This window comes from Acidovorax sp. SUPP3434 (genome assembly GCF_030159015.1).
Lineage (GTDB): Bacteria > Pseudomonadota > Gammaproteobacteria > Burkholderiales > Burkholderiaceae_C > Paracidovorax.
Genome location: NZ_BQXL01000021.1, coordinates 14154 through 27899, shown reverse-complemented (window position 1 = coordinate 27899; position 13746 = coordinate 14154). Strand labels below are relative to the sequence as shown.

Below are 13746 nucleotides of genomic sequence, written 5' to 3'. Positions count from 1 at the left end.
GCCCCGGATGCCTTCTTCTTCAGCCCTGCAGGAGTTTCAGCACCTGCTGGGGCAACTGGTTCGCCTGGGCCACCATCGCAGTGCCCGCCTGCTGCAGGATCTGCGTGCGCGACAGGTTCGCCGTTTCCTTGGCAAAGTCGGCATCCACGATGCGGCCGCGGGCTGCCGACATGTTTTCGCCCTGGATGTCGATATTGGCGATGGCATTTTCGAAGCGGCTTTGCAGGGCTCCGAGGTCAGCGCGCGCCGAATTGACCTGATCGATCGCGCTGTCGATCTTCTTGAGGGCCACCCAGGCCTGGCTCTGCGTTCCGACATCGACGCTGTCGATCCCCTTCTGGCCGGTGCCCGTGGCGTTCGTCAGCGTGGGCGGGGTAAAGCCCGTATTGGCCACGGTGAATCCGGTCGTGCCGCCGAACGTGACGGTCTCTGGCACGGGGGGAACGGCATTCGTCAGTTTCGAGGAGGCGAACTCCAGCCCGTAGCTGCCGTCGTCGTTCTTGGTCAGGAAGGCGGTCACCCCCGTATCGGCCGTCTTGTTGTTGATCGCCGAGATCACCTGGCCGAGCCGTTCCACGCCCGAGCCGGCGGCCTTGATGCTTCCCAGGTCGATGGCGGAGCCCGAACCGACCTGAATCGTCAGGCCGCCTGCAGGGATGGCGCTGCCGAAGGCGGAGATCGACGTGTCCGACGCGTCCACGGCGATCGCGGTGCTCGTGCTCGAGTACATGATGCTGGACAGGCCCGAGGCGCGGGTGTCCGCCAGGGCGCCGAGCGTGACGTTGTCGCCGGAATTGGCGCCCACCTGGAACAGGGCGCCCGCAAAGCTGCCGTCCAGGATCTTCTGGCCGTTGAAGCTGGTCTGCTTGGAGACGCGGTCGATTTCGTCGGTGAGCTGCTTGACTTCGGACTGCAACGCGGCCCGGTCGGCCTTGCTGTTCGTGGCATTGCTGGCCTGAACGGCCAGTTCGCGCATCCGCTGCAGCATGTCGCCCACCTTGCCCAGGGCGCCTTCTGCCGTCTGGGCCAGCGAGATGCCGTCGTTGGCGTTGCGGGAGGCCACGGCCAAGCCCTTGACCTGGGTGTTCATGCGCTCGGCGATGGCCAGGCCGGCCGCATCGTCCTTGGCACTGTTGACGCGCAGGCCGGAAGACAGCCTCTGCATGGTGGTCGTCAGCGAGGCTGCCGACATTCCCAGATTGCGCTGGGCGTTGAGTGAGGCGATGTTGGTGTTGATCGTCGAGGCCATTACGGAACTCCTTCGCAAAAGGGACAAGGCACAGCTGCCGTGGCCAAGGACACCACCATCAGCGGGCAACCCTAGCGTTGGGAGAATTCTCCCCAGGTGGGGTTTTCCTGGCGTGGGGAAAAAAGGGCGGAAAACCGTCCATATCCACCCTTGTGGGAGGTGGCTGACCCGGGCGGTGCCGGGGAAAGTCGATTTTTTTGCGTGGAGACGCTCAAGTTCTCCAGGGCCTGCCCGATAACCTAACCAACAGGTTCAAGCGAATTTGTTGACCGGCAAGCGATGGATGGGTTCACGTGACTGCCGCCCCGGTCTTGGCAGCTGGCCATGGGGGTCAGCGTTGTGATCGGCGGTCTAGCCGGAATTTAAGTTACCAAGGAGCATTTCAATGGCCTCTACCATCAACACCAATATTGCTTCGCTCAACGCACAGCGCAATCTGGGCATGTCTGCGAACTCTCTCACCACCTCGATGCAGCGCCTGTCTTCCGGCCTGCGCGTCAACAGCGCCAAGGACGATGCCGCCGGCCTGTCGATCGCCGAGCGCATGAACACCCAGATCAAGGGTCTGACCGTGGCAGCCCGCAACGCCAACGACGGCATCTCGCTGGCCCAGACGGCAGAAGGCGCCCTGGGCAAGGTCGGCGACATGCTGCAGCGGATGCGTGAACTGTCGGTGCAGGCCAGCAATGCCACCAACAGCACCAAGGACCGCGCTGCGCTGCAGTCCGAAGTGAAGCAGCTCACCGATGAAATCGATCGCGTTGCCAAGCAAACCAGCTTCAACGGCCAGAAGATCCTGGACGGCAGCTTCGCTGGCGCCCTGTTCCAGGTCGGTGCCAACTCCGGTGAAAACATCACCGTCGGCGCCCTGACCAATTCGTCGGCTGCAGGCTTGTCGAACATCGAGTACTCCACGGGCAGCGTGACCTCCCTGAATGCTTCCGATACGACGGTCACGGGCTTCGGCACCAAGATCGCCGCCGGTGGCCTGACCATCCAGGTGGGCTCGGCATCCGCCATCGATCTGGGCGAAATCAAGGCCGCCGGTTCTGGTGTGGAACGCCTCGGCCAAGTGGTTTCCGCCATCAACAACAAGTCCGCCGACACCGGTGTGACCGCCTTCCTGACCAAGAAGGACGACGGCACGTACGACCTGGAATTCGCTTCGTCCAAGCTGAACAGCGCAACGCCTCCCGTGCCGGAAACCATCACCTTCGGCGGCACGACCGGCTTCTCCGTGGCGAACACGGGCTTCGCCGCCCCGACGCTCGCGGCTGCCACCGGCACCGACAAGAAGGGCATCGACACCGTGACCGTCGCGACGCAAAAGGACGCATGGGTTTCCCTGAAGAAGATCGACAGCGCGATCGACCAGGTGAACTCCGCGCGTGCCGACCTCGGCGCTCTGCAAAGCCGCTTCGAGAACTCGGTCGGCAATATCGACATCCAGGCCGAGAACCTGTCGGCATCCCGTGGCCGGATCGTGGACGCCGACTTCGCCAAGGAAACGGCGAACCTGTCGCGCACGCAGATCCTGCAACAGGCCGGCACCGCGATGGTGGCCCAGGCCAACCAGCTGCCACAGGGCGTTCTGTCTCTGTTGCGTGGTTGATCAGTGGCTTATAAGGGGGATCGGAGCGGTCCGAACCCTTTTAAGCGGCGACAGGGCCACTCCTGTCGCCGCTTTTCCTGCTTTTAGATCGAAGCGATTCTCGCCACAATCGTGTATTGATTGTTGATGGCGGCCCCGGCTGCCTGGGAGACCAAAATGGGTATTACCTCGATAGGCATTGGCAGCGGGCTCGACGTCGAAACCATCGTCACCAAGACGGTGGCGCTGGAAAAGCAGCCCCTCGTTCAGCTGCAAGCCAAAGCGGACACCATCCAGACCAAGATTTCCACGTTCTCCCAGGTGAAGTCGCTGCTCTCGACCCTGTCGGACGCCGCAGCCAAGCTGACGCGGGACAGCGCGTGGAACGGCATGGCGGTCAGCTCTTCCAACAGTGCGGCCGTCACGGCCACGGTGTCGGGGATTGCCAGCGCATCGTCTTTCGGTGTGAGCGTGCAGCAACTGGCCCGCGCGCAATCGAATGCTTCCACTGCCGTCGCCAAGGACTCCGTCATTGGCGCCGGTACCATGACCATCCAGCTGGGCACTTGGGACTCCACTGCGAATCCACCGACCTTCGGCGTGGGGTCTACCAAGCCGATCAATGTCTCGGTCAGCGCGACCGACACGATCACGAACATCGCCGCCAAGATCAACGAGGGCGACGCTGGCGTCACGGCCACCGTGTTGCGCGATGCCTCCGGCGAGCGGCTCCTGCTGCGCTCCAAGACCACCGGGGAAGCGTCAGGGTTTCGCGTGCAGGTGGCGGAGGACCCGGCGGCGCCGGGCCTCTCGAAGCTCGCCTTCGATCCGCAGAACTCCCCAGGCGTGGGCCTGGCGGCCAATACCATCCAGTACGCACAGAACACGCAGGCCAAGATCAACGGCATCAGCGTGACGTCCAAGGACAACACTTTCACTGAAGCCATTCCCGGGCTGACCCTGACGGTGTCGCAAGTGACCACGACCGACGTGGAGATGGGGGTGAAGGCCGATACCGCGACGATGAAGAAGAACATCCAGGATTTCGTGGATGCTTACAACGCCGTCAATGACCTGCTGGGTTCCTCGACCAAATACGACAGCGAGAGCAAGACCAAGGGCGTGCTGCAGGGCGACAGCACGGCGGTCGGGCTGCAGAACTCGCTGCGGGCGGCCATCGGTGCCGCTGCCGGCGGCACCGCTGCCCTGCAGACGCTGTCCGACATCGGCCTGGAAGTCCAGCGTGGCGGCAAGCTGACGGTGGACAACACCAAGCTGGACAACGCGCTGAAAACGCCCGACACGCTCAAGCAGCTGTTCGCATCCGACCCAGCCTCGGGCGGTACGGGCACCGGCGCCGCGGTTCGCATGAAGTCGTTCACCTCCGGACTGCTGTCGCTCGACGGCCTCATGAATAACAAGGCCGATGCCCTGGACCTGGAAGTCAAGCGCAACACCTCCGACCAGGACAAGGTGAACAATCGCGCGGCCGTATTGGAAAAGCGCATGCGGGCACAGTACACGGCGCTGGATACCCAGATGGGCAATCTTTCGGCCCTCAACAGCTACATCACGCAGCAGGTCGCCCAGTGGAACAAGTAAGCCGGGCGTCCGGGCCACCCGCCCCCGCGCGGGCTGGCCTGAACCCTGGATAAATCACCGCTGCGCCACTCTGTCAGAACGCCAAAACACCTCGTAAATGTCCTTGAGTTCCTTCTTGATCTGCCGATATTGAATGTAAGTAGCATGAAGGAGTTCTCGATGTACACGCCAGTCAGTTCCCGCGCCGCCTCGGTCTATCGGCAGGTCGGTGTGCAATCCAGTGTGGATGGCGCCTCGCCCCATCAATTGATCCAGATGTTGTTCGATGGTCTGGTGCAGTCGCTCAACGCCGCCCGCGGCTCCATGCAGCGGGGTGATGTGGAAGAAAAGGGCCGTCAACTGGGGAAGGCCGTGCGCATCATCGAAGAGGGCCTCAAGGGAGCGCTCAATCCCGCCCAGGGTGGTGAACTGGCCGCCAATCTGCGGGCCCTTTATGACTACTGCGTGGGCCGGCTCACGATGGCCAATTTGCGCAACGATGTCACCTTGGTGGAAGAAGTGGTCAACCTGATCGTGCCGGTGGCGCAGGGTTGGGGCGAGATCGGTGCCGGCGGCCGTCCTTCGGCCCCCGGTGGGAGAAACTAAGAATGTCTGAAATGCTCATCGATTACTACAAAGCCATCGAGGACAGCAGCGCCAAGATGCTGGAGGCTGCCAAGCTCAAGGATTGGGACGGTGTGGTTCGCTACGAAGGCGCCTGCGCGGTGCTCATCGAGCAACTGCGATTCAAGGCCCAGGAGCACGATCTGTTGCCGGAGCACCGCCGGGAAAAGACGCGCATCATGCAGCGCATCCTGAGCAACGATGCCCAGATCCGCTGTCTGGCGGAACCCTGGCTGTCGCAGTTCGAGCATCTGCTGGAGCGCCAGCCGCAGATGATGCACTGAGGAGGAGGGGGGCGCCCCTTCGCCAGGCTGCCTGCCCGGCCAGTGTCCAGCGGCGCCATCGCGCAGTGCAACGAGCGGTGGCGGCCAGCAGGCCCGGCGCGCAGTGCGACTTCGGCAGTGTTGTTTTCAGGATCGGAGCCGCCGCCGAGGGGGTTGAGGCGGGCGGTGCAGGGAATCGAAAGCCCATGCACGGCGCCGCTGAGTCAACCGCAGCGGTGCAAGGAATTACCAGTCAAATGGCCGTCCAGTGCAATAAGTACTAAGGCGTTTGGCTATAAAAATAATAGCAACCGATGGGTTCGACGTTGCGCGCTGGCGTCAAACCTGCATGTTCATGATGTCGGTGTAGGCTTGAACCATGCGGTTGCGCACGTGCAGCGTGGCCTGAAAGCCGATCTGGGCCTTCTGGATCGCCACCATGGTTTCTTCCAGGCTGACGGCCGGGTTTTCCATCTGCACTTCCTTTTGCAGGTCGGCCGCCCGGTTCTGGGAGGCGCTGACCGACTGCAGCGCGCCCTTGAGCGCCGAGGAAAACCCCACTTCCTGCGGTGCCGCGGCACGGCGCGCAAGGCCAGCGCCTGCAAGTGGCGTGGTAGGGCTTGATATGCGGAGGTCCATGGCTGTGTCCGAAGGAATGGCGGGATGGTGCAATCCTAGGGGGCCGGCGCCGCGCCATCCTGGGGAATAGATGGTGAAACGACGGCCTTATCTCGGCTACGTCGGCAAGGGGCTCGTCCAATAATCGGCCCACGCCAACCCTCTGCCGGGTCGGACCTTTTGGAAAGCACCATGTCCGCAGTTGCTGAAGTCCCTGTCATCAGTCCCGCCAACCCCTCTTGGATGCAGCGGTTTTCCGCGCTCGAACGGGGCCAGCGGATGCGCCTGGGCGCAGGCATGGTCTTGCTGATCGCTGCCGTGGTCGCCGCGGTGGTCTTCAGCCGCCAGCCGGACTACCGGGTGCTGTTCGCCAACCTGAGCGACAAGGACGGCGGCGCCATCGTGGCGCAGCTTTCCACGATGAACGTGCCCTACAAGTACGCCGAGGGCGGTGGCGCCATCCTGATTCCGGCCGAGCGCGTACACGACGTGCGCCTGCGCCTGGCCACCCAGGGCTTGCCCAAGGGCTCGGTGACGGGCTTCGAGCTGATGGAGACGAACCGGTTCGGCGTCACCCAGTTCCAGGAGCGGCTGAACTTCCAGCGCGGCCTGGAGGGCGAACTGACCCGCTCGATCCAGGCGCTGTCCTCGGTGCAAAGCGCACGCGTGCACTTGGCACTGCCCAACCAGAACGGGTTCTTCCGCGAGCAGCAAAAGCCTTCTGCGTCCGTGCTGCTGAGCCTGTTCCCCGGCCGTTTCCTGGACCGCACGCAGCTGGCCGGGATCGTGCACCTGGTGGCCTCCAGCGTGCCGGAGCTGTCGCCCTCCGCCGTGAGCGTGCTGGACGACACCGGCAAGCTGCTGTCGCAATCCCCCGACACGGCCGCCGGTTCGGGGGTGGACGCGCAGCAGCTGAGCTACGTGCAGCAGATCGAGCAGCAGTACACGCGCCGCATCCTGGACATCCTGGAGCCGGTGGTGGGCAAGAACAACGTCAAGGCGCAGGTCACGGCCGAGGTCGATTTCAGCCAGACCGAATCCACCTCCGAGCAGCATCGCCCCAACCAGACGCCCGACGCCAGCGCCGTGCGCAGCCAGCAGGTCGTGGAAAGCGCCGGCACCCAGGGTGCCCAGCCGCCCAGCGGCGTGCCCGGTGCCACCAGCAACCAGCCGCCCCAGCCTTCGACCGCGCCCATCAACGGCGCCAACCCCGCACCGACGGCCGCTGGTCAGCAGGGCGCACAGGGCACGGGCAGCAAGCGCGAATCCATCACCAACTACGAAGTGGACAAGACCGTCCGCGTGACCCGCGGCGGCAGCGGCGCCCTCAAGCGCGTGAGCGCGGCGGTGGTGGTGAATTACCAGGCCGTGGCGGAAGCCGCGGGCAAGGCGCCCACCAACAAGGCCTTGTCGCCCGAGCAACTGGAGCAGATGACGGCGCTGGTGCGCGAAACCATCGGCTTCAACAAGGAGCGTGGAGACTCGGTGAACCTCATGAACACGCCGTTCCTGGTCGATTCCACGCCGGTGGTGGACTTGCCGCTGTGGAAGCAGCCCGAGATGATCGAGCTGGCCAAGAGCCTGGGCTGGCCCGTGGGCATGTCCCTGTTCGCGGCCATGGTACTGCTCGGCCTGGTGCGCCCCGCCATCAAGGGCATGGGCAAGCCCCGGGCGATTCCTGTGGCCCAGGGCGGACAGCTCGACGCCATCGAGGCGGAAGAGCCGCAGCGCCCGGCGCTGGCCGCGCCCTCCAAGCCCGAGGAGGTCGCCCAGACGCCCGAGCAACTGCGCCTGGAAGAGGCCCGTGTGCTGGCCAAGGAGAACCCGATGGCCGTAGCGAATATTCTCAAGACGTGGGTCAACGGCGAGTCGTGACGCGGCGCCGTGCGATGATTTCCCACCGACGCATGAAACCACGAGCTTTCCATGGATGACCAAGGCCTGAACGATGCTGCGATTTTGCTGATGTCCCTCGGCGAAGAGGAAGCCGCCGAGGTCTTCAAGCATCTGTCGCCGAAGGAAGTGCAGAAACTGGGCGAAACCATCGCCCGCATGCGCTCGGTTTCGCGCGAGAAGGTCGATTCGGTCATCAACCGCTTTTCCGGCGACGCGGCGGCGCAGAGCCTGCTGGTGTCCGACACCAGCAACTACGTGCGGTCGGTGCTCAAGCGCGCGCTGGGCGACGACAAGGCCGCGTTGCTGATCGACCGGATTCTCCAGGGCGGTGACGTTTCCGGCATCGAAAGCCTGAAGTGGATGGACCCGCTGTCGGTGGCCGAGCTGCTGCGCAACGAGCACCCGCAGATCGTCGCCGCCATTCTGGTGCACCTGGATTCCGAGCAGGCCGCAGCCGTGCTGATGCAGCTCACCGACCGCCAGCGCAGCGAGGTGCTGCTGCGCGTGGCCACGCTGGAGGGCATCCAGCCCACCGCGCTCAAGGACCTCAACGAGGTGCTGTTCAAGGTGCTGGCGGGTGGCGACAAGATCCGCAAGAGTTCGCTGGGCGGCGTCAAGGCGGCGGCCGAGATCATCAACCTGCTGGGCTCCAACATGGACAGCGTGGTGCTGGAGTCGATCCGGGGCTACGACCCCGACCTGGCCCAGAAGATCATGGACAAGATGTTCGTCTTCGACGACGTGGCCAAGCTCGACGACCGTGCGATCCAGACCGTGCTCAAGGAAGTGGCGTCCGAAACGCTCATCGTGGCGCTCAAGGGCGCCGTGCCCGAGCTGCGCGAGAAATTCCTGGCCAACATGTCGTCGCGCGCCGCCGAGGCCATGCGCGAAGACCTGGAGTCGCGTGGCCCGATGCGGCTGTCCGAAGTCGAAGCCCAGCAAAAGGAAATCCTCAAGACCGTTCGCCGCCTGTCGGATGAAGGCCAGATCGTGATCGGAGGCGGCGGTGATGACGCATTCGTATAACCCGCGCAGCTACACGCGGTTCATCCCCAGCGAAGAGGTCGGGGAGGTGACCCAGTGGCAGTTCGGCGCCGTGGACGGATCGGACCTGCTGCCCCCGGCGCCAGAGCCCGAACCGGAGCCCCTGCCGGTCGTCTTCGACGAGGCCACGCACCTGAGCGCCCTGGAAGCGGCGCGGCAGGAGGGCTTCGAGCAGGGCCAAGCCCATGGCGAGGACAAGGCCGGACTGGAGTGGCAGCAGCGCATGGACGACTACATCGCCGGCCAGGGCCAGGAGGTCGCGCAGCGGATGGATCAGGTGGTTCAGGCGGCCCAGGCCAGCCTCGCTCACATGCAGCAGCATGTCGCGCAGGAAGTGCTGCAACTGGCCTGCGACATCGCCCGCCAGGTGATCCGCCAGGAACTGTCGAGCCAGCCGCAGGCCTTGCTGCCCGTGGTGCGCGAAGCCCTGGGCATGCTGATCGCCGAAGGCCGCCCGGCCACGGTGCGCATGAACCCCGCCGACTGGGAGGTGCTTGAAAAACCGTTGGGCGAAGCCTATGCGGGGGCCAAGGTGCAGTGGCTGCCCGATGCGGCCGTGGCCGCAGGCGATTGCTTCGTGGAGTCGGCCGGGACGGTGATCGATGGCTCGCTGGGCCGGCGCTGGGAGCGTGCGATCGCCGCGCTGGGCCTGGCGTCCGCCTGGGATGCTGAAGGGGAGAAGGCCCATGGCTGACACCCTCCCTGAAACTTCGCTGTTGCCGGATGCACCCGCTGGGGCCGATGTCCAGAGCCCGGCGGACACGGCCTGGGGCCGTTTCATGGCGGATGCGCGGGCCCGTGTCGCGCAGGGCGCGCCCCTGGAAACCCGCGGCACGCTCACCCGATTGACGGGGCTGGTGCTGGAGGCCGTGGGCATCCGCGTGCCCGTGGGGTCGCAGTGCATGGTGCAGATGCCCGGCCACGAGCCGGTGCTGGCGGAGGTCGTCGGGTTCTCGGCCGACCGCGCTTTCCTGATGCCGGCGGGTGACATCCACGGGCTGTCCAGCGGGGCCAGCGTGGTGCCTGCGGCGGCATATGTGCCCCAGCCGAGGCTGGGCGAGGACGCCCGGCCATCACCGGCCGCTGGCGTGCTCCGGTTGCCGATGGGCGACGGGTTGCTGGGGCGCGTGGTCGATTCCCAGGGCATTCCGCTGGACCATGGCGGTGCCGTGGTCAACGTGAACTCCGAGCCCATGGACCGGCGCCAGATCAACGCCATGGACCGCGATCCCGTGCGCGAGACCCTGGACACGGGCGTGCGTGCCATCAACGCCCTGCTCACCGTGGGGCGCGGCCAGCGCCTGGGGCTGTTCGCCGGCTCCGGCGTGGGCAAGAGCGTGCTCCTGGGGATGATGGCGCGCTACACGCAGGCCGATGTGATCGTCGTCGGCCTGATTGGCGAACGTGGCCGCGAGGTCAAGGAATTCGTGGAAGACATCCTCGGCGAGGAAGACCGGGGCCGCGCCGTCGTGGTGGCGGCGCCGGCCGATGCGCCGCCGCTGCTGCGCATGCAAGGCGCCGCGTACGCCACGGCGATTGCGGAGCACTTTCGCGACAAGGGCAAGCACGTGCTGCTGCTCATGGATTCGCTCACCCGCTATGCCATGGCGCAGCGCGAGATCGCGCTGGCCATCGGCGAGCCTCCTGCCACCAAGGGTTATCCGCCCAGCTGCTTCGCCAAGCTGCCGGCACTGGTGGAGCGCAGCGGCAACGGATTGCACGGGGTGGGCTCCATCACGGCCTTCTACACGGTGCTGTCCGAAGGCGATGACCAGCAGGACCCGATCGCCGATGCGGCGCGCGCCATCTTGGACGGGCACATCGTGCTGTCCCGCGCACTCGCGGAAACAGGGCACTTTCCGGCCATCGACATCGAGCAGTCGGCCTCGCGCGTGATGCACAACGTGGTGTCGCGGGAGCATTTCGAACTGGCCCGGCGGTTCCGCGCGGTGTATTCGCGCTACCAGAAGAGCCGTGACCTGATCCAGGTGGGCGCCTACATGAGCGGCTCCGACCCGGCGCTGGACGAAGCCATCCGGCTGCAGCCCGCCATGGCGGACTTTTTGCAGCAGAACATGTTCGAAGCGGCGCCCATGGGCGAAAGCCTGGGCTTCATGGGCGCGGTGCTCAACCATTGATGGGCCAGGGGTGAACCGACCATGTCTTCGCTGAATGCTTTTCTGGTGGCCGTCGAAATGGCCGAGCGCAAGCGCGACGAGGCGCGGCAGGTGCTGCAGGACGCGCAGCGCGCGCGTCAGGCGTCGCAAGCGCAACTGCAGCAACTGGAAGGCTACGCGCTGGAAACCCAGGGACGCTGGGGGGCGCAGGCCGACACCACCGTCAAGCCCGAAGTCATGTACCACCACTACCAGTTCATGGACCGGCTCGCCCATGCGGTCGGCCTGCAGACCGGGGTGGTGGGCGATCAGGCCGGGCGCGTGGAGCATGCCACCCGTGCCGTGCTGGCGGCCGAGTTGCGGCTGGCGGCACTGAAGAAAGTGGTCGAAAAACGGCGGAGCGAGATGGACAAGCTCCAGGCGCGCCGCGATCAGAAGCAAACCGATGAGCGCGCTGCGCTGCAATTCGGCAAGGAAAATGCAACCCAGGGCCGGCAGGGGCCGCAGGAGTGGTGAACATGGAACCGACACGCATCAACAGCTCGCACACGACCCACGAAACGCGCGGCGCGCGCGCCGCCGGCAAGGCCGGCGCGGCGCAGGATGCCACGCAGCAGGGTGCGGGGCAGGGCGGCTTCTCTCTGCTGCTGGCCGCCATGGACACCACCGCACTCGGGGACGGCACCGCAGACATCCTGCAGGCCGATCCCGGCGCGGCCCAGGCCCCCTGGCTGCAGGCCGGCGAGGCCGGTGCACTGCCGTTGGACCCTGCCGCGCTGGCGGCGTTGCAAAGCGTTCAGCTGTCCACCCAGGTGCCCATCCAGGGCCAGGGGCAGCTCCCGGCGCAGGGCGGTGCGCAGCAGGGGGTGCTGGGCCAACCGCTGGGCCGGGTGCTGGGCGACAACGCCGGCACAGGCGCCTGGGCCAATGGGTTCAGCGGCCTGATGGACTCTGGCAGCCTGGTCGGTCAAACGGCCTGGATGGACCGCGCAACGGATTTGTCCGATACGGCTGCGGCTGCTCCGGTGGCCCCTGGCGCTACCCCTTACAAGAGCCTGCAGGCACGTCTCTCTGCGGCGGCGGGCTCCTCCGCTGCTGGCTTGGGCGTGGATCCGTCCACGGCGGGCACGGGCGCTGCGGCCCTGCGCAATGCGCTGGGCAAGGAAGACAAGAAGCCGGCTTCGGCAGAGATGCCTGGCGCATTGACCGCAGCGGTCGCCGCCATGGCACCGGATCGGCGCGATGGAGCGGGCGCCGCCGGGGGGGCGGCATTGGCACGGGCACCGCAGGATGCCTTCGGTGCGGCTGCACCGGTCGCTGGCGCACTGGCCGAAGCGGTGGCTTTGCGCTCGTCGGAGCGTGGCGCGGGGTCAGGGACCTCCGATGGGCCATCCTCACGGGGTGGCGGGCCCGGGGCCGAGTCCGGAATGGGCTTTTCCCTGAGCGACTCACCGGTGGCGACCGATGGCACAGGGGTGCTGGCCGACCCCTCCCAGGTGGGCGTGGAGGACCAGATCGCCGAGCAGGTCGCGTACTGGGTGCACCAGAAAACGCAGAACGCCGAACTCACCATCGATCGGGAAGGCCAGCCGGTGGAGGTCATGGTGTCGCTGTCGGGCAACGAGGCGCATGTCACGTTCCGCAGCGACCAAGCCAACACCCGCGAATGGCTGGACTCCAGCGCGGCGCAACTGCGGGATCTGTTGCGCAGCGAGGGGCTGGAGTTGTCCGGTGTCACCGTGGGGCAGTCGGGCAGCAACGGGGCCGGGGCTTCGGGTAGTGATGGCCGTCGCCCGGCTTCGGACCGCGACGGACCGGCACGGCATGCCCAGGTGCAGGCTGCCGCCGGCATGGGCTCGGGAGCGGGCTTGGCCGTGAAGAGCCCTTCGGGTTCCGCCCGCGCGCTGGACGTCTTTGCCTGAACGCAAGCCGGCCTGGGCATCCTGGCGCACCGGGCCGAAGAAGGGCCGGAGGCGGCAGGCCTGGGTGGGCCGACATCCCGCATCGGTTCTGGACGGCGCAGCCCTAGGAGGCTGAAAGCCATGGTTTTGGGCTTTTATTCTGGCTATTATCGAAAGCTGGGACGCCCAATAATGGGACATCGAGTGAGGTGTGCCGCCTGTGCGGCCCTCGCTGTGCCGCCCTGTCCTGAATTTGTTGCGCAAGGAATCCCAACGTGTCTGCCAATCCTGCCGCCGCAGCGCCGCCCAAGGCCAAGAGCAAGAAGATGCTCATCATCGGTGTGGTCGTTGCCCTGCTGGTCATCGCTGGTGCAGGCGCGGCCTGGTTCATCATGAGCAGCCGCAGCCATGCCGAAGACGAGGAGGGCGCAGAGGCCCGCCCCCACGCCCCGGCAGCGCCCAAGGTGGCGCCCACCTTCCTGCCCATCGACAACATGGTCGTGAACCTGGCCGATACCGGTGGAGAGCGGTTCGCCCAGATCGGTCTCACGCTGGAACTGGCCGATGCGAAAACGGCAGAGCAGGTCAAGCTGTACCTGCCGAGCATCCGCAGCGCCATCCTGATGCTGGTGTCCCAACGCACCTCCGAGGAGCTGCTGGGCCGCGAAGGCAAGGAAAAACTGGCGACCGACATCCGGCGCGAAGTCTCCAAGCCCTTGGGATACACGGTGCCCAAGCCCCGCAAGCGCCCCGCCAGCCAGGAGGTGGAGGACGAAGAAGAGGCACCGCGTGCCAAGCCTGCCGCCGATACGAATCCTGTGCGGCAAGTCCTTTTCTCCAGTTTCATCATCCAGTGACGGCG

Annotated in this window: 13 protein-coding genes; 11 read left to right on the top strand and 2 right to left on the bottom strand. The window is 65.8% G+C overall.

Translation table 11 applies throughout. The annotated features are described in order from the left end of the window. Positions 1-19: 19 nt before the first annotated feature. On the bottom strand, positions 20-1249 hold the full coding sequence (locus AVKW3434_RS21790; RefSeq protein WP_284402651.1) for a flagellin: 1230 nt from the start codon (positions 1247-1249) through the stop codon (positions 20-22). Positions 1250-1634: 385 nt separating this feature from the next. On the opposite strand from AVKW3434_RS21790, the gene AVKW3434_RS21785 reads away from it, so the two are divergent. The 4 genes from AVKW3434_RS21785 to AVKW3434_RS21770 all read left to right on the top strand — a co-directional run bounded on the left by AVKW3434_RS21785 (position 1635) and on the right by AVKW3434_RS21770 (position 5329). After that, positions 1635-2861 carry a flagellin gene (locus tag AVKW3434_RS21785; RefSeq protein ID WP_284407483.1) on the top strand — a complete coding sequence of 409 codons (1227 nt, stop codon included), beginning with the start codon at positions 1635-1637 and terminating at the stop codon, positions 2859-2861. 156 nt (positions 2862-3017) lie between these two features. After that, complete coding sequence (fliD, locus tag AVKW3434_RS21780; protein WP_284407482.1) at positions 3018-4442, top strand: flagellar filament capping protein FliD; 1425 nt, start codon at positions 3018-3020, stop codon at positions 4440-4442. A 159-nt stretch (positions 4443-4601) separates the two neighbouring features. Continuing rightward, the gene (gene fliS / locus AVKW3434_RS21775) at positions 4602-5027 is read left to right on the top strand and encodes a flagellar export chaperone FliS (protein WP_284407508.1); all 426 of its coding nucleotides are present in this window, start codon (positions 4602-4604) and stop codon (positions 5025-5027) included. A gap of 2 nt (positions 5028-5029) precedes the next feature. Beyond that, positions 5030-5329 (top strand): flagellar protein FliT, encoded by a 300-nt coding sequence (locus AVKW3434_RS21770; RefSeq protein WP_092745692.1) that lies wholly within the window; start codon positions 5030-5032, stop codon positions 5327-5329. Between the two features lie 318 nt (positions 5330-5647). Here the strand turns inward: AVKW3434_RS21770 and fliE are convergent, their stop codons facing one another. Continuing rightward, positions 5648-5947: a flagellar hook-basal body complex protein FliE gene (gene fliE / locus AVKW3434_RS21765; protein WP_284407481.1), complete on the bottom strand. Its 300-nt coding sequence runs from the start codon at positions 5945-5947 to the stop codon at positions 5648-5650. A gap of 171 nt (positions 5948-6118) precedes the next feature. Between fliE and fliF the strand changes: the two genes are divergently transcribed. The 7 genes from fliF (at position 6119) to AVKW3434_RS21730 (ending at position 13741) form a co-directional block, all read left to right on the top strand. Beyond that, a complete protein-coding gene (gene fliF / locus AVKW3434_RS21760; protein ID WP_284402654.1) occupies positions 6119-7801 on the top strand; it encodes a flagellar basal-body MS-ring/collar protein FliF in 1683 nt (560 codons plus the stop codon). A gap of 51 nt (positions 7802-7852) precedes the next feature. Continuing rightward, positions 7853-8848: a flagellar motor switch protein FliG gene (gene fliG / locus AVKW3434_RS21755; protein WP_272565391.1), complete on the top strand. Its 996-nt coding sequence runs from the start codon at positions 7853-7855 to the stop codon at positions 8846-8848. Continuing rightward, positions 8832-9560: a FliH/SctL family protein gene (locus AVKW3434_RS21750; RefSeq protein WP_284407480.1), complete on the top strand. Its 729-nt coding sequence runs from the start codon at positions 8832-8834 to the stop codon at positions 9558-9560. Before fliG ends, AVKW3434_RS21750 begins: the two co-directional genes overlap by 17 nt. Before the next feature lie 85 nt (positions 9561-9645). Beyond that, positions 9646-11004 carry a flagellar protein export ATPase FliI gene (gene fliI, locus AVKW3434_RS21745; RefSeq protein WP_284407507.1) on the top strand — a complete coding sequence of 453 codons (1359 nt, stop codon included), beginning with the start codon at positions 9646-9648 and terminating at the stop codon, positions 11002-11004. Between the two features lie 21 nt (positions 11005-11025). Then, the gene (fliJ, locus tag AVKW3434_RS21740; RefSeq protein ID WP_284407479.1) at positions 11026-11499 is read left to right on the top strand and encodes a flagellar export protein FliJ; all 474 of its coding nucleotides are present in this window, start codon (positions 11026-11028) and stop codon (positions 11497-11499) included. 2 nt (positions 11500-11501) lie between these two features. Next, a complete protein-coding gene (fliK, locus tag AVKW3434_RS21735) occupies positions 11502-12905 on the top strand; it encodes a flagellar hook-length control protein FliK (protein ID WP_284407478.1) in 1404 nt (467 codons plus the stop codon). A 254-nt stretch (positions 12906-13159) separates the two neighbouring features. Further along, complete coding sequence (locus tag AVKW3434_RS21730) at positions 13160-13741, top strand: flagellar basal body-associated FliL family protein (RefSeq protein ID WP_272565383.1); 582 nt, start codon at positions 13160-13162, stop codon at positions 13739-13741. Positions 13742-13746 lie beyond the last annotated feature (5 nt).